This is a genomic window from uncultured Devosia sp. (assembly GCF_964244875.1).
Classification (GTDB): Bacteria; Pseudomonadota; Alphaproteobacteria; order Rhizobiales; family Devosiaceae; genus Devosia.
This window is the reverse complement of record NZ_CAXTKA010000008.1, coordinates 137,095-162,409: the sequence shown is the minus strand read 5'-3', so window position 1 is coordinate 162,409 and position 25,315 is coordinate 137,095. Positions and strand designations below refer to the sequence as shown.

Below are 25,315 nucleotides of genomic sequence, written 5' to 3'. Positions count from 1 at the left end.
AATGCCAACTTCAGGTCGGCCCCAGCGGACGGACAGTGGCCTTTATCCGAGCAAGGCCCTGATCCGCAGCAGGGCGATCCGCTCGACCTGGGCGCAGGCGGTGCGCAATTCCGCCTCGGCGGAATTGTCGAGGCGCGCCACGAAGGCTTCAAGAATGCTCGCCTTGGTGTTGTCCTTGACGGCGATGATGAACGGGAAGCCGAATTTTGCCACATAGGCGGCGTTGAGCCGGGTGAAGGTGTCGCGCTCCGCATCGGTCAGGGCGTCGAGCCCGGCCGAAGCCTGCTCGCCGGCGGAAGCATCGCTCAGGCGCTTGGCGGCCGCCAGCTTGCCGGCAAGGTCGGGATGGGCGCGCAAGACTGCCAGGCGTTCCGCGTCGGTGGCCAGGCGGAACTGGGTGCGCAGGGCAAAATGCAGCCCGATCGCGGTGTCGTTGGATGGCCCCAGTTCTCCCGCCCAGGCGCGCTCGGCGATCCAGGGGGAGTGCTCGAAAATCGAGCCGAATGTCTCGACGAACGCGGCCCTGTCCAGTTGCGAGGGAACCAGAGCGGGCGCGCGGTAAGGATGTTCGCTGGCCCAGTGGCGGGCGATATCGATGCGGGTCGGCACCCAGACCCGCTTGAACCCGGCAATGTAATCGAGGAATTTTTGCAGGCCCATGATGCGGCCGGGCTGACCCACCAGGCGGCAATGCAGGCCAATCGACATCATCTTGGGCGATCCGGCCTCCCCTTCGGCATAAAGGCAATCGAAGCTGTCCTTGAGGAACTGGAAATATTCCTCGCCATTGTCGAAACCCGAAGCGGTAACGAAGCGCATGTCGTTGGCGCTCAGCGTATAGGGAATGATCAATTGGGGACGCCCCTCATGGACGCGCCAATAGGGCAGGTCGTCGTCATAAGTGTCTGAGATATAGTCGAAGCCCCCCTCTTCGGACACCAGGTCGACGGTGTTGAGCGAGCAGCGGCCCGTGTACCAGCCGGTGGGGCGCGCCCCGGTGGCGATGGTGTGCAGCCGGATCGCCTCGGCAATCTGCTCACGTTCGGTTTCGGGCGGCATGTCCTTGTGCTCGACCCATTTATAGCCGTGGCTGGCGATTTCCCAGCCCGCTTCCTGCATCGCCGCCAACTGGTTGGGCGCCCGCATCAAAGCAGTAGCAACGCCATAGATGGTCACCGGCAGGTGGCGGCTGGTGAACAGCCGGTGCAGCCGCCAGAACCCGGCGCGCGCGCCATATTCATACATGGATTCGATATTCCAGTGCCGCAGCCCCGGCCAGGGCGCGGCGCCCACGACATCGGCGAGGAAAGCCTCAGAGCCACCATCGCCATGCAGGATGTTGTTTTCCCCACCCTCTTCGTAGTTCAGCACGAACTGTACCGCGACATGCGCGCCGCCGGGCCAGTTGGCGTGTGGCGGATTGGGGCCGTAGCCGACCATGTCGCGGGGATAACGCATCGGGCATCTCGCTTGAGTGTTCGGGCCGAAGTCTATCGTCTGTGCCGGTCACGGCAAGATGCACAAAAATGGACCATCCGGTAAAAAATAGGCGAACACCCCTTGGCGGGCGCGTCAATTGCGATAGTCTTGCCCTTCGGGGATTAAGAACGGAAAGCAATTTATGGCGGGTTCAGGACGCCTGACGACGCATGTGCTGGATACGATGCATGGCACGCCCGCCCGGGGCATGCGGCTGGATTTGCTGTTTGTGCATGGCGATCACAATCATCATATCAGCGAAGGCTATACCAATGCCGATGGCCGGGTGGATCGACCGCTGCTGGACGCCGAGCAGTTCGAGCACGGCATCTACGAAATTCACTTCCATGTGGGGCAATATTTCGAGCGGCTCGGGGTCGAGCTGGACAATCCGTTTCTCGACGTGGTGCCCGTGCGCTTCGAGATCAGCGCCGACCAACACTATCACGTGCCATTGCTGGTCAGCCCCTTCGCCTATTCGACTTATCGGGGGAGCTAGCGCATGCAGGCGTATCTTGGCATCGCACCCCTCACCCTAGCCCTCTCCCCGGAGGGGCGAGGGGACATGATCCGTGCTTGTCTGAAATATAGCCATAACCACCGCGCGGTCCCCTCGCCCCTCTGGGGAGAGGGTTAGGGTGAGGGGAACGATGCCTCAGATTTCTCACGCCATCCGCTTCCTCCTCAACGACGAGGACGTCGCGCTCACCGACGTCGCGCCCGACGCGACGCTGCTTGATTACCTGCGCCTGACCAGGCGCCTGCGCGGTTCCAAGGAGGGCTGCGCCGAGGGCGATTGCGGCGCCTGTACCGTTTTGGTCGGCCGGGTGATGGACGACGAGATCATCTACGACTCCGTCACTGCCTGCATTCGCTTCGTGGGCAGCCTGCACGGCACCCACGTGGTCACCGTCGAGCACCTCGCGGCCAAGGATGGCACGCTGCACCCGGTGCAGCAGGCCCTGGTGGACCATCACGGTTCGCAATGCGGCTTCTGCACGCCCGGCTTCGTGATGTCGCTGTATGGGCTGTGGATGCGCGACCCCAATCCAACACAGCCGGCCATAGAAAAAGCCCTGCAAGGCAACCTTTGCCGCTGTACCGGCTATGCGCCGATCATCCGCGCCGCCAAGGCGATCTCGTCCTACGGCGCGCCTGAGGCCGATCCGCTTCGGGCCGAGCGCATCGCGCTCAAGGCCCGCATCAAGGCGCTCAACGATGGCTCGCGCGTCGAAATCGGCGATCAGATCATCGTCCCCGCCAGCCTCGATGACTTTGCCACTCTTTATGCGGCCAATCCCGAGGCGACAATCGTTGCCGGCTCGACCGATGTGGGCCTTTGGGTCACCAAGTTCATGCGCCCGATCAGCCCGGTGATCTTCATCGGCCATCTCCAGGAGCTCAAGCGCATCGCCGAAAACGACAGCGCATTGCGCTACTACGCCGGCGTGTCCTATTCCGAAGCGTTACCGACGCTGACCACCTATTTCCCCCAGCTTGCCGCATTATGGGATCGAATTGCCGGCGAGCAGATCCGCAATATGGGCACGATCGGCGGCAATATCGCCAATGGCTCGCCCATCGGCGACACCCCACCGCCATTGATCGCCTTGGGTGCCAAGCTGCATCTGCGCCGCGGCGAGCATCGCCGTGAGATCAGGCTCGAAGATTATTTCCTCGCCTATGGCAAGCAGGATCGTCAGCCCGGCGAGTTCGTGGAAAGCGTCACCATTCCCTATTTGCCCGCTGGCGAACAGTTCGCCACCTACAAGATTTCCAAACGCCGGGAGGAGGATATCTCCGCCCTCTGCGGTGCCTTCCGCGTCTTCGTCAACTATGCCGGCGTGGTTGGCCTGGCCCGCATCGCCTTTGGCGGCATGGCTGCAACGCCCAAGCGCGCCAAGGCCGTCGAGGCTGCGCTGGTTGGCAAGCCATGGACGCTCGAGACCGTGGATGTGGCTATGGCCGCCTTTGCCGAGGATTTTCAACCGATTTCGGATATGCGGGCCAGTGCGGAGTACCGGCTCACCGTCGCCCAAAACCTGCTGCGCCGGTTTTTCCTCGAAACCACTGGCCACGGTGCGCGGCTGACCCGGGCGGTGGCGTGATGGTGGGGGTCCTCGCACATGAACGCCTCGGCTGTTCCCCTTCTCCCCTTGAGGGAGAAGGTGCCCCGCAGGGGCGGATGAGGGGTCTCTTAATCCGTGCATCTGGCATGGGATGGTGCAGCACCCCTCACCCTGACCTTCCGCTGAACGCGTCAGGCCATCCCTCTCCCTCAAGGGGAGAGGGTTAGGCAGAAGCCTCATGAATAAACACCCCACCATTTCCCGCTCTACCCTCCACGCCTCCACCCGCCACGACAGCGGCCCTAAGCACGTTGCCGGCCTTGCCGAATATATTGACGACATCGTCGAGCCCGAAGGCACAATGCATGCCTATCTGGCGCTGTCGACGCACGCCCATGCCGAGATCGTGGCCGTGGACTACACCGCCGTCAGAGCCGCCTCCGGGGTGATCGGCGTGCTGTCCGCCGACGATATTCCCGGCGAAAATGATGTCAGCCCATCGCACAAGCATGACGAGCCGATCTTCGCCATGGGCAAGGTGCACTTCTGGGGCCAGCCGCTGTTCGCCGTGATCGCTGAAACCCGCGATCTCGCCCGTCGCGCTGCCCACCTCGCTAAAATCGAGTATCGCGACCTGCCCATGGCCATCGATGTGCGCGCCGCTCAGGCGGCTGGCGGCAAGCTGGTGACCGATCCGCTCAAGCTGGAACGCGGCGATGTGCAAGCCGGTCTGGCCAGCGCGCCGCGCCGCCTCAAGGGCAGCGTCGTCATCGGCGGGCAGGACCATTTTTATCTCGAAGGCCACATCGCCTTCGCCATTCCGGGCGAGGACGACGACGTCACCGTCTATTCGTCCACCCAGCATCCCAGCGAAGTGCAGTTGATGGTCGCCCAGGCATTGGGCACTCATATGCACAGCGTGACCATCAATGTGCGCCGCATGGGCGGCGGCTTCGGCGGCAAGGAGACGCAGGGCAACCTGTTTGCCGCCGTGGCTGCCATCGCCGCCAAGAAGTGGAACCGTGCCTGCAAGATCCGCCCCGACCGGGACGACGACATGACTGCGACCGGCAAGCGCCACGACTTCGTGGTCGACTACGATGTGGGCTATGACGAGACCGGCAAGATTCATGCGCTCGATGCCATTTATGGCGCCCGCGCCGGGTTCTCGTCCGACCTCAGCGGCCCGGTCACCGACCGCGCCTTGTTCCACGCCGACAATGCCTATTGGTATCCAGCGGTTCGCGTCGTGTCGCAGCCGCTTTACACCAATACCGTCTCCAACACGGCCTTTCGCGGCTTTGGCGGCCCGCAGGGCATGATGGCGGCCGAGCGCTGGATCGAGACTATCGCCTATAGCCTGGGCAAGGACCCGCTTGACGTTCGCAAAGCCAATTTCTACGGCATCGACACCGACAATATCACGCCCTACCACCAGACCATTGGCGACAACATCGTCCACCGCATCGTCGACGAATTGGAGACGTCGTCGGACTATCAGGCGCGCCGCCGGGCGGTGCTCGCCTTCAACGCCGCCGATGGCGTGTTGAAAAAGGGCATCGCCCTGACGCCGGTCAAGTTCGGCATCTCGTTCACCGCCACCTGGTATAACCAGGCGGGCGCGCTGGTGCATGTCTACAAGGACGGCTCGATCCATTTGAGCCATGGCGGCACCGAAATGGGGCAGGGGCTCTATATCAAGGTGGCCCAGGTGCTGGCCGACGCGTTCGGCGTGGGGCTCGATGCCGTCAAGATCATGGCCACGACAACGGGCAAGGTGCCCAACACATCGGCGACCGCCGCCTCCTCCGGCTCCGATCTCAACGGCATGGCCGCCTGGGATGCGGCCCGGCAGATCAAGGAACGGCTGGTCGTTCATGCCGCAAAACTCTACCAATGCGCCGAGGCCGCAGTCCTTTGGGTGCCCGGCGGCGTGCAGGCGGCTGACCAGTTCGTGCCATTCGCCGAACTGATCGCCTCGGCCTATCTCAACCGGGTGCAATTGTCGGCCGCCGGCTTCTACCAGACGCCGAAAATCCATTGGGATCGCGCCACGGGCCGTGGCCACCCCTTCTATTACTTCGCCTATGGGGCGTCGGTATCTGAAGTCACCATCGATACGCTCACCGGGGAATATGTCATCGATCGTGTCGATATCCTGCATGATGTGGGTCGCTCGCTCAATCCGGCGATCGATATCGGCCAGGTCGAGGGCGGGTTCATCCAGGGCATGGGCTGGCTGACCACCGAAGAACTGGTCTGGGACAAGGAGGGGCAATTGCGCACCAAGGCGCCCTCCACCTACAAAATTCCCCTGGCCTCCGACGTGCCGCCGATTTTCAACGTCAAGCTGGCCGAATGGTCGCTCAATGCTGAACCAACGATCGGGCGCTCCAAAGCCGTCGGCGAGCCGCCGCTGATGCTGGCGATGAGCGTGGTCGAGGCGCTGAGCATGGCCGTGGCGAGCGTGGCGGAGTACCGCATTGCGCCCAATCTCGATACGCCGGTGACGCCGGAACGGGTGCTGATGGGCTGCGAGCGATTGCAGCGGGAGGCGCGCGGGTGAGAATGGTGGTCGTGTCGATGGCAGCACCACCACCTAACCTCCCCCTGGGAGGGGGAGGAACCGTACCGTATAGTCGGCACGATTTGGCCCCAATCACAGTCCTGCTCCTCCCCCTCCCAGGGGGAGGCCGGGTGGGGGTCCTGGCGGTGGCCACAACATGACTCTCCGCAGCCCCACCCTTATCACCTTCCTCGCGCAAAACCCCGATGCCATCGTCGCCGAGCTCACCTCGGTCCGCGGCTCATCTCCCCGCGAACAGGGCACGTTCATGCTGGTCGGTCCTGGCGCCATCTTCGGCACCATCGGCGGCGGGGCGCTGGAATATATGGTGATCGACCATGCGCGCCGCTTGATTGCCAATGGCCAGGCGAGCGCCGCGATGGACGTGCCGCTGGGGCCCGAAATCGGCCAGTGCTGCGGTGGCCGGGTTGGCGTTAGCCTGTACTATGCCGATGCCGGCCTGCGCGCCGACCTCGCCGCCCGCATCGCCGCCGAGGATGCCGCCCAGACCCATGTCTACATTTTTGGCGCCGGCAATGTCGGCCGCGCCTTGGCGCAGATGCTGGCGCTGCTTCCCGTTTACGCCCACGTCATCGACACCCGCATCGACGAACTCATCGGGTTGCTGCAAAATGTCGATGTCCGCGTCGTGCCCATGCCCGAAGCCGTGGTTCGCAATGCCCCCCAGGGCAGTGCCTACGTGATCCTCACCCACGACCACGCGCTTGATTTCCTGATCGCATTCGAGGCTCTCAAACGCCTCGACAGTCCCTATGTCGGCATGGTCGGTTCGCGTACCAAGCGAGCGCGGTTCGCCTCCTGGTATCGTGCCGAGGGCGGCGATCCGCTGGCGCTGGACCGGCTGGTCCTGCCGATCGGCGATCAAGGGCTTGGGGATAAGCGGCCCGAGGTGATTGCGGCACTGGCGGCTGCGGAAATTATGGTCCACATTGGCCGCCGGGAAGCTCGATCTGTGCAGGCGCAAGGCTCCAGGCAACTGGGGGCCGTGGATGGACGCTAGTATGCCGCTCCGGCTTGAACTCAACGGCATCACCAAGCGATTTCCCGGCGTCCTCGCCAACGACAGTGTCAGCTTTTCGGTCAAGCCAGGCGAAATCCACGCGCTGCTGGGCGAAAACGGCGCCGGCAAGTCGACCCTGGTCAAGATGATCTATGGTATCATGCAGCCCGATGCCGGCGACATCCGCTGGGACGGGCATATGGTGACGATCGCCAATCCCAAGGCCGCGCGTGCGCTCGGTATCGGCATGGTGTTCCAGCATTTTTCGCTGTTCGAGGCGCTGACGGTGCTGGAAAACATCGCCTTGGGCATGGATGCCAAAATCCCCGGCCGTGAACTGGAAGCCCGCATCCGCGCGGTGATGGCGCAATACGGCCTGGCTCTCGATCCACACCGCACCGTGGCCACGCTGTCAGTGGGCGAGCGCCAGCGCATCGAGATCGTGCGGGCACTGCTGCTCGCTCCGAAACTGCTGATCATGGACGAACCCACTTCGGTGCTCACCCCCCAGGAGGTCGAGCAGTTGTTCGCCGTCCTGCGCAAGCTGGCGGCGGGCGGATGTTCGATCCTTTATATTTCCCATAAGCTGGGCGAGATCAAAGCGCTCTGCGATACCGCAACCATCCTGCGCGGCGGCAGGCTGGTGGATACCTGCGATCCCAAGCGCGAAACCTCGCGGTCCATGGCCGAAAAGATGATCGGCGCGGGGCTGAGGGACATCGTGCGGGCGCCCGGGCGCAGCATGGGCAAGCCCCGGCTGGTGGTCTCGCGGCTGTCGACCAAAAAGAGCAGTCATTTCGACGTGCAGGTCAGTGCGGTCAGCTTTTCAGTGCGGGCCGGGGAAATCTTCGGGGTCGCGGGGGTTGCCGGCAATGGCCAGAATGCCCTGCTCGACGCGCTGTCCGGGGAAATCCTGGGCGAGGACCGGCAGGCGATCACCATCGATGGGCATGCGCTGGGGCTGCTCGATACGACCGGGCGGCGCAAGCATGGGCTTTGCGCCGTGCCAGAGGAGCGCAACGGCCACGCCGCGGTCGGCGATTTTACCCTCAGCGACAATTCGGTGCTCACGGCGCGCGACCGGCTTGGCATGGTCATGCTGGGGCTGATCGATTCGGGCGCCGCCAAGACCTATACCGGCAAGGTGATCGCCGATTTCGCGGTCAAGGCCCTGGGGCCGGGCTCGACTGCGGGCTCGCTGTCGGGCGGCAACCTGCAAAAGTACATCATGGGCCGCGAAATCCTGCAGCGGCCCACAGTGCTGGTGGTCAGCCAGCCGACCTGGGGCGTCGATGCCGGCGCTGCCGCCGCGATCCACCAGGCGCTGGTGGATCTCGCGGCCGAAGGCTCGGCCATCGTCGTCATCTCCCAGGACCTGGACGAATTGCTGGCGCTTTGCGACACGCTGGCGGTGATCAATGGCGGGCAGTTGTCGGCGGCGCGCAAGGCAGGCGATATCTCGGTGGAGGAAATTGGCCTCCTGATGGGCGGCGTGCACGGAACGGGGGAGGTGCGCGATGCCGTTCCGGCTTGAAAAGCGCGCCGAACCGAGCCGGCTGATGATCTATGCAACCCCGGTCGGCGCCGTGGTGCTGACCATGATCGTGGGCGCGATCATTTTCTCGCTGATCGGGTATGATGGCATCGGGGCAGTGCGCGAAGTGTTTCTGACGCCGCTGACCAACGCCTATAAATGGCAGGATCTCGGCATCAAGGCAGCGCCGCTGATTATCATCGGGGTGGGGCTGTCCATCGCCTACCGCGCCAATGTGTGGAACATCGGGGCCGAAGGACAATATGTCGTCGGCGCCTTGGCGGGTACGGGCGTGGCGCTGGCGACCTATACCATGAGCGGCCCGTGGATCTTGCCGCTGATGATCCTGGCCGGGGTCGCGGCCGGCGCGCTTTATGCCGCCATACCGGCCTTGCTCAAGACGCGGCTCAACGTCAACGAAATCCTGACCAGCCTGATGCTGACCTATGCGTCGATCCAGCTGATCTATTACCTCATCCGCGCGCCCTGGAAGGACCCGATGGGCATCGGCTTTCCCCAAACTCGGCTGTTCGCCGAATCGGCGCGGCTGCCTACGGTCATCCCCCACACCATCGTTCATCTCGGCGTGCCGATCGCCATCGTCGTCGCTTTGGTGGCGTGGTTCATCATGTCGCGCTCGGTGTTCGGCTATCGCATGCGCGTGGTCGGCGCGGCGCCCCATGCCGCCCGCTATGGCGGGTTCAGCGAAAACAAGACCATCTGGCTGGCCATGCTGGTCAGCGGTGCCCTTGCCGGCCTGGCCGGCGTGCTCGAAGTGGCCGGCCCGTTCCAGCGCATGGTGCCCGGCTTCGCCACGGGCTATGGGTTCACCGCCATTATCGTGGCGTTCCTCGGGCGGCTCAATCCACTGGGCGTGATCTTTGCCGGCATCGTCATGGCCATCACTTTCGTGGGCGGGGAAGTGGCGCAGACCACGATCAAACTGCCCGATGCCGCGACCGGCATCTTCCAGGCCATGGTGCTGTTCTTCCTGCTCGCAGGCGACTTGCTGGTGCGTTACCGTATCCGGCGCGTGGTCCGAACCCCGGCCGGGGCGGCCTGATGGATATCCTCATTCCCATCATCGTGACGCTGGTCGGCGCGGCGACGCCCATTCTCCTCGCGGCCTTGGGTGAACTGGTCGCCGAAAAAAGCGGCGTGCTCAATCTGGGTGTCGAGGGCATGATGCTGGTCGGCGCCATCAGCGGGTTCGTGGCGCAATACTATAGCGGCAATCCCTACTTTGCCTTGCTGTGCGGCGCTTTTGCGGGCGCCGCGGTGTCGCTGATCTTCGCCTTCCTGACGCTCAGCCTGTCGGCCAACCAGACCGCGACGGGGCTGGCGCTGACGATTTTCGGCACCGGGCTGTCGGCCCTGGCCGGTGCACCTTACGCGGCCAAGCCGATCGGGCTGATGGCGCCGCTGTTTCCCGATGCCCTGGCCGATCATCCGATCTGGCGCGTCGTGTTCGGCTATTCGTTTCCGGTTTACTTCTCGTTCGTCATGGTGGGCGCCATCTGGTGGTTTTTGCAGCGCACACGCGCGGGGCTGATCCTGCGCGCCGTAGGCGAAAACGACCATTCGGCCCATTCCATCGGCTATTCTGTGGTCGGCATCCGTTATGGCGCGGTCGTGTTCGGCGGCGCCATGGCCGGAATCGCCGGAGCCTGTTTTCCGCTGCTGCTGACCCCGCAATGGGCCGAAAGCATGACGGCAGGGCGCGGCTGGATCGCCGTTGCCCTGGTCGTCTTCGCCTCATGGCGGCCGTTCCGGCTGCTGGCCGGGGCGTATCTATTCGGCCTCGTCATGACCATGGAGCTTTATGCCAAGGCCGGTGGCGGGCCGCTGGCCGTCATTCCTTCCGAGATGTGGGCGGCCTTGCCCTATCTTGCCACCATCGCCGTTCTGGTGCTGATTTCCCTTCGGCGCGACGCGTCCACCAATGCCCCGGCCTGCCTCGGCAAGCCGTTCCTGCCCAGCAATTGAGGAAGCCTTGTGGCTTGCTCGATCAACAAAAACGTCATCCAGGAGAGATCATGACCATTTCACGCCGCAACATCCTCAAGATCGGTGGCGCCGCCGCCGCCCTGCCGCTGCTGGGCAGCAAGGCGTTCGCCCAGACCGAACCGCTCAAGGTCGGCTTCATCTATGTCGGCACCATCAACGACAATGGCTATAACTATGCCCACAACCAGGGCCGAATCTACCTGCAGGAACAGCTCGGCGATGCGGTGGTCACCACCTATGTCGAGAACGTGCCCGAAGGTCCCGACTGCGAGCGTGTCATCCGCGAATTGGCCCAGCAGGGCAACAAGCTGATCTTCACCACCAGCTTCGGTTTTGGCGATGCGACGATCAAGGTCGCCCAGGAATTCCCCGACGTGGCGTTCGAGCATGCCACCGGCTACATGAAGGCCGACAATGTCGGGCTCTACAATGCCCGCTTCTACGAAGGCCGCGCCGTTTGCGGCACCATTGCGGGTCACCTGTCCAAGACGGGCAAGGCGGCCTATATCGGCTCGTTCCCGATCCCCGAAGTGGTGATGGGCATCAATGCGCTGGCCCTGTCGGCTCGCCGCATCAATCCCGCCTTCACGGTCAAGCCGGTCTATATCTCCACCTGGAACGATCCGGCCAAGGAAGCCGATGCGGCACGCGCCTTGATCGACCAGGGCGTCGATATCATCGCCCAGCACACCGACGGCCCGGCGGCGCTGCAGGTGGCGCAGGAACGCGGCATTGTCGGCGGCTTCGGCCAGGGCGCCGACATGACCGCCTTTGCGCCGGAAACCCAGCTGACGGCGATCATCGACCACTGGGGTCCCCATTACCTGGCCTCCGCCAAGGCGGTCATCGCCGGCACCTGGACGGCGGGCGATACCTGGGAAGGCCTCAAGGAAGACGTCGTGCAGATCGGGCCGTACAATGCCAAAATCCCGGCCGACGTCGTTGCCGACGCTGAAAAGATCAAAGCTGGCCAGATAGATGGCTCGTTCAAGATCTTCACCGGCCCGATCAAAGACAATACCGGCACCGAACGCGTCCCCGCCGGCGTGGCAATGACCGATGCGGAACTCCTGAGCATGGACTGGTACGTCGAAGGCGTCGAACAGCCGGTTTAATTGACTGATTTAGGAAATGCGAGGGGCGGGTCTTGGCCCGCCTCTTTTTGCGGGCAGACACCCTCATCCGGCGCTACGCGTCACCTTCTCCCCGACGGGGAGAAGAATAGCAGCGCTGCGTCATCAAGATTCCTCTCCCCGTCGGGGAGAGGGTGGCCGAGCGAAGCGGAGGCCGGGTGAGGGGGGCTTGCCGCTACACCAAAGAGTACGGAGCGATGGGCGATTTCGTCATTTTCTATGAGTGGCTGAGCTTTGCGGTGCGGTGGACCCATGTGATCACCGCCATTGCCTGGATCGGCTCATCATTCTATTTCATCGCGCTCGACCTGGGCCTGCGCAAGACCCCCAGCCTGCCGCCGCTCGCCCATGGCGAGGAGTGGCAGGTGCATGGTGGGGGGTTCTATCACATCCAGAAATACCTGGTGGCGCCCGATTTCTTGCCCGAGCACCTGACCTGGTTCAAGTGGGAAAGCTACGCCACCTGGCTGTCGGGGTTTTTCCTTCTGGCGCTGATCTATTATGTCGGGGCCGATATCTACCTGATCGATCGCAATGTGCTGGACGTGCCGCAATGGGCGGGCATCGCGATCTCGCTGGGCTCGATCCTTTTGGGTTGGATCGTTTATAACCGGCTCTGCAAATCGCCGATCGGCCAGAGCCAGAACGGCCTGATGCTGGTGCTGTTCGCTATCCTGACGGCGATGGGTTGGGGCTATACGCAAGTGTTCACCGGTCGCGCGGCGATGCTGCATATGGGCGTGTTTACGGCCACCATCATGGCGGCGAATGTGGCGATGATCATCATTCCCAACCAGACGATCGTCGTGGCCGATCTCAAGGCCGGGCGGGTACCCGATGCCAAATACGGCAAGATCGCCAAGCAGCGCAGCCTGCACAACAATTACCTGACGCTGCCGGTGATCTTCTTCATGCTGTCCAGCCATTATCCGCTGGCTTTCGCCACGCAGTGGAACTGGATCATCGCTTCGCTGATCTTTCTCGTCGGCGTCGTCATCCGGCACTATTTCAACACCCGCCATGCCCGCAAGGGCAATCCGCACTGGACCTGGCTGGTCGCCGTCGTGCTGTTCATCGTCATCGCCTGGCTGTCGACCGGACCGAAAATTCCCGGCTCGGCCGGCGAAACCGTAGCGTCGCGGGCAGCCGAGCCGTTCATGAGCGCCAAGCACTTTGCCGCCGCAAGCCTTGCGGTACAAACGCGCTGCGCCATGTGCCATAGGGCTGAACCGGCCTGGCCCGGCATTTACGAGGCGCCCAGGAACGTCATCCTCGACAACGACATCGCGATCGCCAATCATGCCAGGGATATCGCCATCCAGGCCGGCTATGCCCATGCCATGCCGCCCGGCAATGTCAGTGAAATCACGCCCGAGGAGCGCGCCTTGCTGGTGGAATGGTATCGCGAAGGCTCGGCGCTATGACGCGCACCGTTCTACGCGGGCGGGTGCTGACCTTCCGGTCGGAACCGCAGGGACTGGATGACGCGGCCAGCTATCGCTATCTCGAGGATGGCGCCATCGTCATTGCCGATGGCAAGATCGTCGCGCTGGAGGATTTCTCCGCAGTCGACACCGACGATGCCCAGATCATCGATCACCGCCCGCACCTGATCCTGCCGGGCTTTATCGATCTGCATGTGCACTATGTGCAAAGCCAGATGATCGCGTCCTATGCCGGCTCGCTGTTGGAATGGCTCAACAACTATACCTTCATCGAAGAGCAGAAATTCTCCCAGCAAGGCCATGCCGGCGCCATCGCCTCGGCCTTTTACGACGAATTGATCCGCAATGGCACGACGACTGCGGTGGCTTATTGCTCCAGCCATCCGCGTTCGGTCGATGCCTATTTCGCCGAAGCCGAAAAGCGCAACATGCTGATGGTGGGCGGCAAGGTGATGATGGACCGCAATGCGCCCGAGGCGCTCTGCGACACGCCGCAATCGAGCTATGACGACACCAAGGCGCTGATCGCGCGCTGGCACGGGCGCAGCCGCGGGCTCTACGCGATCTCGCCACGCTTCGCCATCACCTCGTCGCCCGAACAGATGGAAATAGCGCGGGCTTTGGTCGCCGAGCACCCCGAATGCCATGTGCAGACCCATCTGAGCGAGAACGATGCCGAGATCAAGTTGTCGATGGAGCTCTACCCTGGCGCCAAAGACTATACCGGCATTTACGAGGATTTTGGCCTTCTGGGTCCGAGGACGCTGATCGGCCACTGCATCCACCTCAATCATCGCGAGACGCACGTGCTGGCGGAGACCAAAGCGGTCGCCGTGTTCTGCCCCACCTCGAACCTGTTCCTGGGCAGTGGCCTCTTCGATCGGGAACGGCTGATGATGGCGGGCGTGCGCATCGGGGTAGCAACCGACATCGGCGGCGGCACCAGCTATTCCATGTTGCGCACGCTGGACGAGGGCTACAAGGTCCTGCAATTGCGGGGGCAGCGCCTGACGCCGTTCGACTCGTTCTACATGATGACGCTGGGCAATGCCCGGGCATTATCGCTGCAAGGCACGATCGGAACTATCGAAAGCGGCTGTTCGGCTGATTTGGTTGTGCTCAACGCTAACGCAACGTCAGCAATGGCGCTGCGAATGCTAACGGTTGCTAATCTCTACGAAGAGCTTTTCCTGTTGCAGACGCTTGGGGATGACCGCGCCGTCGCCGAGGTCTATGTTGCTGGTGCACCAGCAAAATCCAGCCTTGCTTCCTGATTCACCGACGAGGACCTCCCCATGAGCGACTATCTGGTCAAATCCGGCCTTTCGGTGAACAAACTGCTGGTCAATTTCATCGAAAACGAAGCCTTGCCGGGCTTGGTGGTCACTGCAGATCAGTTCTGGAACGGCCTTGCGGGGCTGGTCGCCGAACATGGCCCGACCAATGCCGCGTTACTGGCGCGGCGCGATACGTTGCAGAGCAAAATCGACGATTGGCATCGCCGGTACGGCCCGGTCGCCAACAACCCGCAGGGCTATGAGTTCTTCCTGCGCGACATTGGCTATCTGATTGAAGAGCCTGCTGATTTTACCATCGAAACAGCCGGCCTCGACCCCGAAATCACCACGCTGTGCGGCCCGCAACTGGTGGTGCCGGTCAGCAATGCGCGCTATGCGCTGAACGCGGCCAACGCCCGTTGGGGCAGTCTCTACGATGCGCTTTATGGCACCGACGTCATCGCGCGCGACGGCGATCTGGCGCCTGGTTCGGCCTTCAACGCCGCTCGCGGCCAAGCGGTCGTGGCGCGGGCGGCCGAGTTTCTGGACACGGCCTTTCCACTCCAAACCGGCAGCCACCGCGACGTCACCAGCTACCACGTCGAAAAAGACGGCGAGCGGCGCGTTCTTGTCGCCGCGACCGCTGAGGGGCGCACGCAGCTCAAGGATGCTGCTGCATTCGTCGGCTATGGCGGCACGCAGGACAAGGGCGAACTCGTCCTGCGCCATCACGGCCTGCATGTGATCCTTGTCATCGAAGCGGGCAGCGTCATCGGTGCCATGCACCCCGCTGGGCTCAGCGACATCATCGTGGAAGCCGCGCTGACGACGATCCAGGACTGCGAGGATTCGGTTGCTGCGGTGGATGCCGAAGACAAGGTCGGTGTCTATCGCAACTGGCTCGGGTTGATGACCGGCACATTGCAGGACAGCTTCGAAAAAGGCGGTCGCCAGGTGACCCGCACGCTCCAGGCCGACCGGACCTATAAGGACATCAGCGGGCAGCCGCTCGTGCTCAAGGGCCGTTCGCTGTTGCTGGTGCGCAATGTCGGGCATCTGATGACCAGCGACGCGGTGCGCGATGCGGAGGGTAGGCCCATCGGTGAGGGGCTGCTGGATGCGGCGGTGACCGTGCTCTGCGCCATGCATGACAGGCTGAACAGTCGTACGGGCGCAATCTATATCGTCAAGCCCAAGATGCACGGGCCCGAGGAAGTCGCCTTTGCCTGTGCGATTTTTGCTTCGGTCGAAGTCATGCTGGGTCTTGCGCCACGATCTATCAAGATCGGGATCATGGACGAGGAACGCCGGACATCAGCCAACCTCAAGGCTGCAATCCGTGCGGCGCGCGAGCGGGTATTTTTCATCAATACCGGTTTTCTTGACCGGACAGGGGATGAAATCCATACCTCGATGGAAGCCGGCCCGGTGTTGCGCAAGGACGAGATCAAGTCCGAACGCTGGATCGCGGCCTACGAGGATCGCAATGTGCTGATCGGGCTGGCTTGTGGCTTCAGCGGCCGGGCGCAGATTGGCAAGGGTATGTGGGCGCGGCCCGATGATATGGCGGCGATGATGAGTGCCAAGATCGGCCATCCCAATGCCGGGGCGAACACGGCCTGGGTGCCGTCGCCGACAGCGGCAACCCTGCATGTATTGCATTACCATCAGGTCGATGTGTTCGAGGCGCAACAGCGTCGCCACAACGAGGCAACGCCGAGCTTGGACGAGTTGTTCTCCATGCCGGTCCAGGTGCCTTATTCGCTGAGCCGCGACGAGATCACGCGCGAGTTGGAAAACAATGCGCAGGGCATTTTGGGGTATGTGGTGCGCTGGGTGCAACAGGGAATTGGCTGCTCCAAGGTGCCCGATATCAACAATGTGGGGCTGATGGAAGACCGCGCCACCTGCCGGATTTCCTCACAGGCGGTCGCCAATTGGCTGCGTCATGGACTGGTCAGCAAGGATGAGGTGATTGCCACGTTCGAGCGGATGGCATCGGTGGTGGATGCGCAAAATGGCGGCGATCCGGTATATCGGCCGATGAGCGAGAACTATCAATCGGTCGCATTCCAGGCGGCGCTCGACTTGGCGCTGCACGGTGCGGACCAGCCGGCCGGCTATACCGAGCCGATCCTGCATGGGCGGCGGGCCGTGGTGAAGGCGCGAGAGGCAGCTCGCCGGTAAGGCAGTCCTGAAGCGCTGCAAGGTTATCTCTTGCGCATTCGGTTTTGCGACCACAAAGGCGGCGGCCAAGGCCATGATCCAGATGCGGAACGACCACGGCGCCGTCGATCGTGGGGCGTTCAGCAGTTTCACTGGTACCGTTGAGACTTTGGATTAGCTGGCCTTGCAGTTCCGTCCTTAGCTGGAACCGGAGAAGTCGGCGCACGTTGACTGGCACGAGAGGCCGGGAGCCCAGTATGGAAACCTACGATCCAAAAAAGAACACGACCGATGTGCGACAGGCCAGCCCGCGTACAATGAACCTGCGGGTCCTGGTGTTTTCGCTGATCGGCATCGTCGTGCTGTTTGCCATTGTCTATGCCATCTATACCGGCACGCAGCCGAATCCGAACTAGGCGATCATGGCTAGGTTGGTCAAGGTTGGACGCGAACACCTGACGATCTCGCGACAGCGCAAGGGCAAGGGGTTTTCCTATATCGACGGTAACGGCGCCCTATTGGCGGATGCCGTAGCCAAGGCACGGATCCGAGCGCTGGGGATACCGCCGGCGTGGAACACCGTGCATATCGCCAGCCATCCACGTGGACATATCCAGGCGCTGGGCACGGACGAAGCCGGTCGTGTGCAATATATCTACCATGCCGATTGGGAGGCCCGCCGTGATGGCAAGAAGCAGGCTCGTTTGGCGCTGCTGACGGCGGCGTTGCCCCGACTGCGTCGCAAGGTGCAGGCGGATTTAAGTGCCGAGACCGGGTCTAAAGTGTTGGCCCTGGCGATCGCCGTCGACCTGATAGACCGAACCGCGATGCGTGTCGGGCGCGAAAAGTATCTTGAAACCAGCGGTACGCGCGGCGCGGGGACGCTGTTTTCGCGCGACGTGCAGGTCGATGGCGACAAGGTGTGCATGGTGTTCGACGCCAAAGGCGGCAAACGCGCGGATTATTGCATCAGCGACGCGAAACTGGCCGCCGCCTTGGACCGGATCAAGACGCTGAGCGGCAAGCGGCTGTTGGTTTATCGCGAACCGGAAGGCCGGGTGCGACCGATCAAGACCAGTTCTATCAATGCCTACCTACGCGAGCTGGCAGGGGTGGATATCTCGGCCAAGGATTTTCGGACGCTACATGCCAGCGCCATGGCGGGCGAAGCCTTGGCGCGATTGGAGACCGGAACCTCGATTTCAGCCAGGCGCCGGCAAATGGCGCAAGTCACCCGAGAGGTGTCTGAAGTGCTGCGCAACACGCCCATGATCTGCCGGAAATCATATATCGCGCCATGCCTGTTCAAACTTTTCGACGAGGGCAAACTGCAAGATCTGTGGGCGGCAGCCGGGCAGGGCAAGACCGGGCTACGCCAGCGCGAGCAGCGTTTGCAGACGGTATTGGCCGCTGCGGGCTAGCCATTTTCCTTGAACAGGACTTCCCGGTCCTGCGTAAAGTTAGCCAGCAATGGAATGGCCGCGCCGCCCATAGCCCGTGCGCCGCTGCCCAACGCGCCTTCTGCGAGACCGAAGGGCGACAACCCCTGCTGGTTGACACGCTGCAGGGCCATCCTCGTGCGGCCAATAATCGCTTGGCGTACGCTGGTGGGAAAAGCGCCATCGATGATGACGGTCTCCACGTCGATCACGGCAATGGCGGCGACAATGGCAAGCGCAAGGCTTTCGGCCACCTCCTCGATCCAATCGTGCAGCACCGGCCCTAGATTTTGTCCCCAATCGTCGGGTGATTGCCACAGCAAGTCAGCCTCGCGCCCCTGTTCGATCAGTTTGCGCTCCAGCACATAGATGGAGGCGATATTCATCAACTGGCCTGGTGAGCCGGCGTGAGCGGGCATGGAGCCCAATGCACCGGCATTGCGGGTGCGCCCGGGAAACAGGTGGCCATCGAGCACCAATCCACCGCCGATAAATGAACCAATGAAAACATAGAGATAATCGATGTAGTCAGCGCCGTTGCCAAACATCAGTTCGGCGGCGCAGGCTGCGGTTATGTCGTTGGAAAAATACACCGGCCATTGGCACAGCCGCGCCAAGTCGGCACGAATGTCGATACCGCGCCAGGCCTCGATATCGGCTTGCGGCGCGCCGATCTCTTGCGCCCAGGTCCACATCTCGTAGGGTGCCGCAATGCCCAGCCCGGCGATGCGCGCGATTGCGTCGGGGGATAGGCTTTGCTGCAATTGCAGCAAGCCTTGAACGGCGAATTCGCGGACGCCTTCAGGCGTTGGGTAGGGGTAGGTCTGATGCAGTTTGCACTTCACCTCGCCCACGAAGTTGATGAGGTAAAGGTCGACGCTGCGCCGCCCGATCTTGAGGCCGAAGGCAAAAGCGCCGTCAGGGTTCAACGAATAGGGCACCGAAGGCTGGCCCACCCGACCCCGTTGGGCGTGGCCGCGCCGTAGCAAGCCGTCCGCCTCGAGCTGATTGGTGATGATGGAAATGGTTTGCGGCGAAAGACCGGTCATGCGCGCAATATCGGCCTTGGGCAAATTGCCGTGCCGGCGGATCAACGAAAGCACCAGGCGTTCATTGTAGAGGCGCACGCCGCTCTGGTTCGTGCCGCGGCTCAAACCGTCCGAGCGCTTCTGGCGAATTTCGGCTCGGGCAGGCGACACCGGCTCCTCCTTTCGCATCAGGCCTTTACCTGTTCGCCATTGGCGTTAGATCGCGCTTTTTTGCAACCGATGCGTTCAAGCAATCATGCGTGACTGCATAAATCGAACCTTCGCTTTGACGCTGTCAATTAATAAATCCACTGGATTAACTTATTGACAGGCGTGGGCCGATTTGCTGATGATGGGTTCACGGTGGGTGGGATGACGTGGTCACCAAGGCTGCCGTAAGCGCGAACGCACCTTGCAGATCAACTGCGGGCGATCGCGAGAGGAACCTCGGAGGAGAGATCATGCATAGAATGTTCAGAGTCGCGGCCGCTGGTGCCGTGATGCTCGGTTTGGTTGCAGGCAGCGCGGCGTTCGCGCAGGACAAGCCTATCGTCGGGTTGATTACCAAGACGGAAGGCAATCCGTTTTTCGTCAAAATGCGAGAAGGGGCACAGGCCAAGGCCGACGAAATCGGCATCGAATTGCGCACTTTTGCCGGCAAGTTCGATGGTGACAATGACAGCCAGATCGCGGCAATCGAAAACCTGATCGCATCGGGTGCCAAGGGCTTTGCCATCGTGCCTTCGGATTCCAGCGCCATCGTGCCGACCATCCAGCAAGCCCGCGACGCCGGGCTGCTGGTGATCGTGCTGGATACGCCGCTTGATCCTATCGATGCGGCCGACGCGACTTTTGCCACCGATAACCGCAAGGCCGGCCATTTGATCGGCGCCTGGGCCAAGGGCACACTGGGCGATGCGGCGGCCAACGCCAAAATCGCGTTTCTTGATCTCGCGGTCAACCAGCCGACAGTCGATTATTTGCGCGACCAAGGCTTTATGGAAGGCTTTGGCATCGACGTGAAAGACGCCAATAAATACGGGGACGAGGACGATGCGCGCATTTGCGGGCATGAAGTGACAGGCGGCGCCGAAGACGGAGGTCGCACCGCGATGGAAACCCTGTTGCAGAAGTGCCCGGACGTAAACGTTGTTTACGCAATCAACGAGCCGGCCGCCGCTGGTGGTTTCGAGGCCTTGAAGGCCGCCGGCAAAGACGATGGTTCGGTGCTGATCGTCGCCGTCGATGGTGGATGCCCGGGCGTCGCCAACGTCAAGGATGGCGTGATCGGTGCGACCAGCCAGCAATATCCGTTGTTGATGGCCTCGTTGGCGATGGAAGCGATCAAGAAATTCGCTGAAACCGGCGAAAAGCCGGCCGTGACCGAGGGCTTGGATTTCTTTGATACCGGCGCGCAACTGGTTACCGACAAGCCGGTCGATGGTGTTGAATCAATTGATACGGCCAAGGGCACCGAGCTCTGCTGGGGCTGATCGCCTCTTGATGTCGCGGGACGCCCCGGGCGTCCCGCGCGTTTACCATCGTGGCAGCGAGGAGATTGAGTCGTGAGCGATGATGCGACAGGCACGTCCATTGCCGAAAAGGGCTTGGCTGGGGCACATCAAGGTGTCGCAAGTTTCGACGAGGATGCACCCAGTGCGATCCGCCGCTTGCAAGCCTTCCTCCACGCTTACCCGACAGCGATCCCGTTCATTGTCCTGATCGTCGGCATCGCGATTTTTTCGGTGGCGGCCGGTTCGAAATTCTTCGCGCCGTTCAATTTATCGCTGGTGCTGCAGCAGGTGACCATTATCGGCGTGCTGGGCATCGCCCAGACGCTGATCATCCTGACGGCTGGTATCGATCTGTCGGTCGGGGCCATCATGATCCTGTCCTCGATCGTGATGGGCCGATTGTCGGTGGTTGCGGGTGTGCCCGTGGAAGCCAGCTTCGCGCTCGGTATTGGCACCGGCATCCTCTGCGGGTTCATCAACGGCATCCTTGTGGCGCTGGTGAAGTTGCCGCCGTTCATCGTGACGCTGGGCACCTGGTCGATTTACGGCGCCATGGTCATCTTCATTTCGCAGTCCGAAACCATCCGCAGCCAGGATATCGCCTCGATTGCTCCAATGCTGCAGTGGATGGGCGCGCGCGTGCCAGTCGGGGGCGGTGCGGTGCTTACGGCGGGGTCTATGATGATGATCCTGATCGCTGCAAGCGTCTGGTACATTCTCAATCGAACGGCGTTCGGTCGCCATATCTATGCCACCGGCGACGATCCGGAAGCGGCGCGGCTGGCCGGTATCAACACCAGAATGACGTTGATCGGCGTTTACACGCTGGCCGGGTTCATCTGTGCCATCGCCAGTTGGGTGCTGATCGGACGTGTGGGTGCGGTATCGCCGCTCGGCAGCCAGACGGCTAATCTTGACTCCATCACCGCCGTAGTGATCGGCGGCACATCACTGTTCGGCGGGCGCGGCTCCATCGTCGGCACGCTCTTGGGCGCCTTGATCGTGGGCATGTTTCGCAACGGGCTGGCGCTCGCGGGTGTCGACGTGCTGTGGCAGGAATTTGCCGTTGGTGCGCTTATTATCCTGGCGGTCACGATCGATCAGTGGATCAGGAAGATTTCAGCATGAGCCAGCAATCGAGCGTTTTTCAGCCAGAGGCCATGCCGGCTGCCGGGCTTGAGCCGATCCTGTCGGGGCGTGGGCTGCAGAAGCGGTATGGCAAGGTGGTTGCCCTCGACAATGCTGACTTCGATTTGATGCCAGGCGAAATCCTCGCGGTAATCGGGGACAATGGCGCGGGCAAGTCGACGCTGATCAAGGCACTGTGCGGCGCCGTGACGCCCGACGCTGGCGTAATCAAGCTCGACGGATCACCTGTGCAATTCAAGTCTCCGATGGAAGCGCGGCTTGCGGGCATCGAGACAGTGTACCAAAACCTGGCATTGTCGCCGGCCTTGTCAATCGCCGACAATCTGTTTTTGGGACGCGAGATGCGCAAACCGGGGCCATTGGGCACGGTGTTTCGGCTGCTCGACCGCGCCGGCATGAACAAGCGGGCGCGCGAAAAGCTGAGCGAACTCGGCCTCATGACCATCCAGAACATCAATCAGTCGGTGGAAACGCTGTCGGGGGGACAACGCCAGGGGGTGGCGGTGGCGCGTGCCGCCGCATTCGGCTCCCGTGTCGTCATCATGGACGAGCCTACCGCAGCGCTGGGCGTCAAGGAGAGCCGCCGCGTGCTGGAACTGATGCTGGACGTCAAGCGCCGTGGCTTGCCGATCGTGCTGATCTCGCACAACATGCCGCATGTGTTCGAAGTTGCTGACAGAATTCACATCCATCGTTTGGGCAGGCGCATTGCGGTGATCAATCCCAAGGACTATTCCATGTCGGACGCCGTCGCGATCATGACCGGCGCCATGCCCCCACCGGCGGGTTGACGCGTTACGCCCCGTCCTGTCCATGCCCAGGAAAATCCAATGACGAAAGTGCGTGCCCTTGTTCTTGAACGCCAGCACCAGTTGAGCCTGCGCGATATCGATCTGCCGATGGAGGTCGGGCCCGGGATGGTCAAGATTGCTATCCACACCGTCGGCGTTTGCGGGTCGGACGTGCATTATTATACGCATGGCAAGATCGGCCCGTTCGTGGTCGATGCGCCCATGGTGTTGGGGCATGAGGCCGCCGGAACGATTGTCGAGGTGGGGGGCGGCGTAGCCCATCTCGCTGTTGGCGATCGGGTCTGCATGGAGCCTGGCGTTCCCGATCCCAACTCGCGCGCATCGCGGCTGGGCATGTACAATGTCGACCCGGCGGTGCGCTTCTGGGCGACGCCGCCCGTTCATGGCGTGCTGACCTCGGAAGTGGTGCATCCGGCCAATTTCACCTTCAAGCTACCCGATAATGTCAGTTTTGCCGAAGGGGCGATGGTCGAGCCGTTCGCGGTGGGCATGCAGGCGGCAGCCAAGGCCAGAATTGCGCCCGGCGACACGGCCGTGGTGCTGGGTGCTGGACCGATCGGCACCATGGTAGCCCTCGCAGCGCTGGCAGGTGGCTGCGCGCGGGTGATCATTGCCGATCTGGCGCAGCCCAAGCTGGATATCGCGGCCCGGTACCAAGGCATCATCCCGGTCAATATCCGTGACAAGAGCATCGTCGAGGAGGTTGGGCGCCTGACGGAAGGGTGGGGCGCCGACGTCGTGTTCGAATGTTCGGGCTCGCCGCATGCCTGGAAGACGATCATGGATCTGCCTCGGCCGGGTGGCACGATCGTCGTGGTCGGGCTGCCTGTGGAACCCGTCGCCGTTGATATCGCCGGCGCGTCCACCAAGGAAATCCGGATCGAAAACGTGTTCCGCTACGCCCATCAGTATGATCGGGCGATCGCCCTGTTCGCCTCGGGCCGGGTCGACCTAGAGCCGTTGATCTCGGAAACTTTCGCGTTCGAGGATTCGGTGAAGGCCTTCGATCGGGCCGTCGAGGCACGACCGAGCGATGTGAAGTTGCAGATCAGGGTGGCACAGTAGATGGACTTGGGTTTGCGCGATAAGGTGGCAGTCATCACCGGGGGAACAGTGGGTATCGGGCTGGCAGTTACCGAAGGACTGGCCGCTGAGGGAGTCAACCTCGTTCTGATCGGGCGTGACAAGAGCCGAGCCGAAGATGAGGCGGCGCGCGTGGCCAACGCATTCGGCATCATTGCCACGGCGATTTCTGCCGATGTGGCGACGGCCGCAGGGTGCGAGGCGGTCATAGCGGGTACGAAAAAGGCGTTTGGCGGCGCCGATATCCTGATCAACAATGCGGGCACTGGCTCCAACGAGACCATCCAGAATGCTGACGATGCCAAATGGCAATATTATTGGGACCTGCACGTGATGGCTGCCGTACGGTTGGCGCGCGGCGTAGTGCCGATGATGCAGCAGCGTGGCGGTGGCGCGATCCTTCACAATGCATCGATCTGTGCGGTACAACCGCTCTGGTATGAGCCGATCTACAATACCACCAAAGCCGCACTGATGATGTTTTCCAAGACGCTGGCCAATGAGGTCGTCGGTGACAATATCCGTGTCAACACGATCAATCCCGGCCTGATCCTGACGCCCGATTGGGTCAAGACCGCCAAGCAGATCGCTGGTGAAGATGGCTACGAGGCTCATTTGCAGGGGGTTGCCGACGAAGCCGGTGGGATGAAGCGGTTCGGTTCGCCGGCAGAGCTGGCAAGTTTCTTTGTGTTTCTCTGCTCCGACAAGGCCAGCTACTCAACCGGCAGCACCTATTTTGTCGATGGCGGCTGGCTGAAGACGGTTTGAGTACGGTTCCATCATCGCGCCAAAGCACCTGTGGCCAGAAACCAGTCAGGGAAAAAGGTGGCGGAGAGGATGCTTGGGAATGCACGGCCAGGTTGAACCCGGGCTTGCAGCACCACTCTCCACCGAGGCATGTAGCCTGTGGACGCAGGAACTACATGCCAACTGTGTCCAGGCGCTGCGAGCGCGCCCAGAAACTGACAATATTGGCCGCTTCGCGCCGGTAGGCGGGAAGATCAGCATGGCGGAGGAAAACGGCGGCGGCGCCGGCGTGATGCAGGGCATCCGCGATGTGCCGATCCGCCTGTTGTGCCATCACTGCTATTGGAATGGCGAGCGTGGTCGCCATTGGCGAAAGCGCGGTGACGAATTCCAGATTGGCGTCGCTATGGCTCTTGAGATCAACCAGCACCAGCGTGGGACAGATTCGGACTGGGCCGGCCAGTTGGCGCATCAGTTGTTCCATCGCCACGTCACTCTCGCCGAACAGCTCGACGCGAGGCGAGCCATGGGCCAGCAGCACGCGTGTCAGCATGCGCGCCGAATGGGCATCGTCATCGACCAAGGCCAGATAGGGTGTGTTTTCCACAGTCGAATGCATTGACATCCTGTTGCCATCGCAGCCGCCGAAGCTGGATGACAAAGACCAAAATCACCCTGCGTGAAGCAAAGGTGCCGGACGGAATAGAATTGAAGGGATACCAGCGGGGCCTGGCCACCAATACCTGCGCCGCGCAACACGACGCCTGCCCTATGATGGAGTTTTGGTCTGCCCGATAGGCGCATGCAGGTTACTTGCGGGTAACCCGTAAGCGTTTTACATGTAAC

At 62.1% G+C, this 25,315-nt stretch carries 21 protein-coding genes; 18 read left to right on the top strand and 3 right to left on the bottom strand.

Annotated features, from left to right (window positions below; all coding sequences use genetic code 11):
* Positions 1-42: 42 nt before the first annotated feature.
* Positions 43-1,458: an allantoinase PuuE gene (gene puuE / locus ACFE8X_RS11490; protein ID WP_375451609.1), complete on the bottom strand. Its 1,416-nt coding sequence runs from the start codon at positions 1,456-1,458 to the stop codon at positions 43-45.
* Positions 1,459-1,621: 163 nt separating this feature from the next.
* Here puuE and uraH point away from each other — a divergent pair, with 163 nt between their 5' ends.
* From uraH to ACFE8X_RS11425, 13 genes are all read left to right on the top strand, one after another.
* Positions 1,622-1,978 (top strand): hydroxyisourate hydrolase, encoded by a 357-nt coding sequence (gene uraH / locus ACFE8X_RS11485; RefSeq protein ID WP_375451608.1) that lies wholly within the window; start codon positions 1,622-1,624, stop codon positions 1,976-1,978.
* Positions 1,979-2,129: 151 nt separating this feature from the next.
* Positions 2,130-3,587 (top strand): xanthine dehydrogenase small subunit, encoded by a 1,458-nt coding sequence (xdhA, locus tag ACFE8X_RS11480; RefSeq protein WP_375451607.1) that lies wholly within the window; start codon positions 2,130-2,132, stop codon positions 3,585-3,587.
* A gap of 199 nt (positions 3,588-3,786) precedes the next feature.
* Entirely contained in the window at positions 3,787-6,114 is a 2,328-nt protein-coding gene (xdhB, locus tag ACFE8X_RS11475) for a xanthine dehydrogenase molybdopterin binding subunit (RefSeq protein WP_375451606.1), read from the top strand.
* A gap of 157 nt (positions 6,115-6,271) precedes the next feature.
* Positions 6,272-7,135 (top strand): xanthine dehydrogenase accessory protein XdhC, encoded by an 864-nt coding sequence (gene xdhC, locus ACFE8X_RS11470; RefSeq protein ID WP_375451605.1) that lies wholly within the window; start codon positions 6,272-6,274, stop codon positions 7,133-7,135.
* Between the two features lies 1 nt (position 7,136).
* Positions 7,137-8,669: an ABC transporter ATP-binding protein gene (locus ACFE8X_RS11465; protein WP_375451604.1), complete on the top strand. Its 1,533-nt coding sequence runs from the start codon at positions 7,137-7,139 to the stop codon at positions 8,667-8,669.
* The gene (locus tag ACFE8X_RS11460; protein ID WP_375451603.1) at positions 8,653-9,732 is read left to right on the top strand and encodes an ABC transporter permease; all 1,080 of its coding nucleotides are present in this window, start codon (positions 8,653-8,655) and stop codon (positions 9,730-9,732) included. Before ACFE8X_RS11465 ends, ACFE8X_RS11460 begins: the two co-directional genes overlap by 17 nt.
* On the top strand, positions 9,732-10,655 hold the full coding sequence (locus ACFE8X_RS11455; RefSeq protein ID WP_375451602.1) for an ABC transporter permease: 924 nt from the start codon (positions 9,732-9,734) through the stop codon (positions 10,653-10,655). The genes ACFE8X_RS11460 and ACFE8X_RS11455 overlap by 1 nt, the downstream gene beginning before the upstream one ends.
* A 50-nt stretch (positions 10,656-10,705) precedes the next feature.
* Positions 10,706-11,791 (top strand): BMP family ABC transporter substrate-binding protein, encoded by a 1,086-nt coding sequence (locus ACFE8X_RS11450; RefSeq protein WP_375451601.1) that lies wholly within the window; start codon positions 10,706-10,708, stop codon positions 11,789-11,791.
* A 215-nt stretch (positions 11,792-12,006) separates the two neighbouring features.
* Positions 12,007-13,233, top strand: coding sequence for a urate hydroxylase PuuD (locus ACFE8X_RS11445; protein ID WP_375451600.1), 1,227 nt, complete (start codon positions 12,007-12,009; stop codon positions 13,231-13,233).
* Positions 13,230-14,528 (top strand): guanine deaminase, encoded by a 1,299-nt coding sequence (gene guaD, locus ACFE8X_RS11440; protein ID WP_375451599.1) that lies wholly within the window; start codon positions 13,230-13,232, stop codon positions 14,526-14,528. The genes ACFE8X_RS11445 and guaD overlap by 4 nt, the downstream gene beginning before the upstream one ends.
* Before the next feature lie 21 nt (positions 14,529-14,549).
* Positions 14,550-16,718: a malate synthase G gene (locus ACFE8X_RS11435; protein WP_375451598.1), complete on the top strand. Its 2,169-nt coding sequence runs from the start codon at positions 14,550-14,552 to the stop codon at positions 16,716-16,718.
* 236 nt (positions 16,719-16,954) lie between these two features.
* Positions 16,955-17,113 carry a hypothetical protein gene (locus tag ACFE8X_RS11430; RefSeq protein WP_375451597.1) on the top strand — a complete coding sequence of 53 codons (159 nt, stop codon included), beginning with the start codon at positions 16,955-16,957 and terminating at the stop codon, positions 17,111-17,113.
* Positions 17,114-17,119: 6 nt separating this feature from the next.
* Positions 17,120-18,118: a DNA topoisomerase IB gene (locus tag ACFE8X_RS11425; protein ID WP_375451596.1), complete on the top strand. Its 999-nt coding sequence runs from the start codon at positions 17,120-17,122 to the stop codon at positions 18,116-18,118.
* On the opposite strand, the gene ACFE8X_RS11420 is transcribed toward ACFE8X_RS11425, so the two are convergent.
* Positions 18,115-19,335 carry an ROK family protein gene (locus tag ACFE8X_RS11420; protein ID WP_375451595.1) on the bottom strand — a complete coding sequence of 407 codons (1,221 nt, stop codon included), beginning with the start codon at positions 19,333-19,335 and terminating at the stop codon, positions 18,115-18,117. The two genes, ACFE8X_RS11425 and ACFE8X_RS11420, sit on opposite strands and share 4 nt — an antisense overlap.
* 299 nt (positions 19,336-19,634) lie before the next feature.
* Here ACFE8X_RS11420 and ACFE8X_RS11415 point away from each other — a divergent pair, with 299 nt between their 5' ends.
* The 5 genes from ACFE8X_RS11415 (at position 19,635) to ACFE8X_RS11395 (ending at position 24,490) form a co-directional block, all read left to right on the top strand.
* Positions 19,635-20,657, top strand: coding sequence for a sugar ABC transporter substrate-binding protein (locus ACFE8X_RS11415; protein WP_375451624.1), 1,023 nt, complete (start codon positions 19,635-19,637; stop codon positions 20,655-20,657).
* A gap of 72 nt (positions 20,658-20,729) precedes the next feature.
* On the top strand, positions 20,730-21,806 hold the full coding sequence (locus ACFE8X_RS11410) for an ABC transporter permease (RefSeq protein ID WP_375451594.1): 1,077 nt from the start codon (positions 20,730-20,732) through the stop codon (positions 21,804-21,806).
* The gene (locus ACFE8X_RS11405; RefSeq protein WP_375451593.1) at positions 21,803-22,618 is read left to right on the top strand and encodes an ATP-binding cassette domain-containing protein; all 816 of its coding nucleotides are present in this window, start codon (positions 21,803-21,805) and stop codon (positions 22,616-22,618) included. Before ACFE8X_RS11410 ends, ACFE8X_RS11405 begins: the two co-directional genes overlap by 4 nt.
* Positions 22,619-22,657: 39 nt before the next feature.
* Positions 22,658-23,704, top strand: a complete 1,047-nt coding sequence (locus ACFE8X_RS11400; RefSeq protein ID WP_375451592.1) for an NAD(P)-dependent alcohol dehydrogenase — start codon at positions 22,658-22,660, stop codon at positions 23,702-23,704.
* The gene (locus ACFE8X_RS11395) at positions 23,705-24,490 is read left to right on the top strand and encodes an SDR family NAD(P)-dependent oxidoreductase (protein WP_375451591.1); all 786 of its coding nucleotides are present in this window, start codon (positions 23,705-23,707) and stop codon (positions 24,488-24,490) included.
* 151 nt (positions 24,491-24,641) lie between these two features.
* Here ACFE8X_RS11395 and ACFE8X_RS11390 read toward each other — a convergent pair whose 3' ends face one another.
* Positions 24,642-25,088, bottom strand: coding sequence for a hypothetical protein (locus ACFE8X_RS11390; RefSeq protein ID WP_375451590.1), 447 nt, complete (start codon positions 25,086-25,088; stop codon positions 24,642-24,644).
* Between the last annotated feature and the right edge of the window lie 227 nt (positions 25,089-25,315).

Bases quoted from the DNA above. Each gene is read 5' to 3' on its own strand.
- puuE (WP_375451609.1), bottom strand. From the start codon at position 1,458: ATGCGTTATCCCCGCGACATGGTCGGCTACGGCCCCAATCCGCCACAC.
- uraH (WP_375451608.1), top strand. From the start codon at position 1,622: ATGGCGGGTTCAGGACGCCTGACGACGCATGTGCTGGATACGATGCAT.
- xdhA (WP_375451607.1), top strand. From the start codon at position 2,130: ATGCCTCAGATTTCTCACGCCATCCGCTTCCTCCTCAACGACGAGGAC.
- xdhB (WP_375451606.1), top strand. From the start codon at position 3,787: ATGAATAAACACCCCACCATTTCCCGCTCTACCCTCCACGCCTCCACC.
- xdhC (WP_375451605.1), top strand. From the start codon at position 6,272: ATGACTCTCCGCAGCCCCACCCTTATCACCTTCCTCGCGCAAAACCCC.
- ACFE8X_RS11465 (WP_375451604.1), top strand. From the start codon at position 7,137: ATGCCGCTCCGGCTTGAACTCAACGGCATCACCAAGCGATTTCCCGGC.
- ACFE8X_RS11460 (WP_375451603.1), top strand. From the start codon at position 8,653: ATGCCGTTCCGGCTTGAAAAGCGCGCCGAACCGAGCCGGCTGATGATC.
- ACFE8X_RS11455 (WP_375451602.1), top strand. From the start codon at position 9,732: ATGGATATCCTCATTCCCATCATCGTGACGCTGGTCGGCGCGGCGACG.
- ACFE8X_RS11450 (WP_375451601.1), top strand. From the start codon at position 10,706: ATGACCATTTCACGCCGCAACATCCTCAAGATCGGTGGCGCCGCCGCC.
- ACFE8X_RS11445 (WP_375451600.1), top strand. From the start codon at position 12,007: ATGGGCGATTTCGTCATTTTCTATGAGTGGCTGAGCTTTGCGGTGCGG.
- guaD (WP_375451599.1), top strand. From the start codon at position 13,230: ATGACGCGCACCGTTCTACGCGGGCGGGTGCTGACCTTCCGGTCGGAA.
- ACFE8X_RS11435 (WP_375451598.1), top strand. From the start codon at position 14,550: ATGAGCGACTATCTGGTCAAATCCGGCCTTTCGGTGAACAAACTGCTG.
- ACFE8X_RS11430 (WP_375451597.1), top strand. From the start codon at position 16,955: ATGGAAACCTACGATCCAAAAAAGAACACGACCGATGTGCGACAGGCC.
- ACFE8X_RS11425 (WP_375451596.1), top strand. From the start codon at position 17,120: ATGGCTAGGTTGGTCAAGGTTGGACGCGAACACCTGACGATCTCGCGA.
- ACFE8X_RS11415 (WP_375451624.1), top strand. From the start codon at position 19,635: ATGTTCAGAGTCGCGGCCGCTGGTGCCGTGATGCTCGGTTTGGTTGCA.
- ACFE8X_RS11405 (WP_375451593.1), top strand. From the start codon at position 21,803: ATGAGCCAGCAATCGAGCGTTTTTCAGCCAGAGGCCATGCCGGCTGCC.
- ACFE8X_RS11400 (WP_375451592.1), top strand. From the start codon at position 22,658: ATGACGAAAGTGCGTGCCCTTGTTCTTGAACGCCAGCACCAGTTGAGC.
- ACFE8X_RS11395 (WP_375451591.1), top strand. From the start codon at position 23,705: ATGGACTTGGGTTTGCGCGATAAGGTGGCAGTCATCACCGGGGGAACA.
- ACFE8X_RS11390 (WP_375451590.1), bottom strand. From the start codon at position 25,088: ATGCATTCGACTGTGGAAAACACACCCTATCTGGCCTTGGTCGATGAC.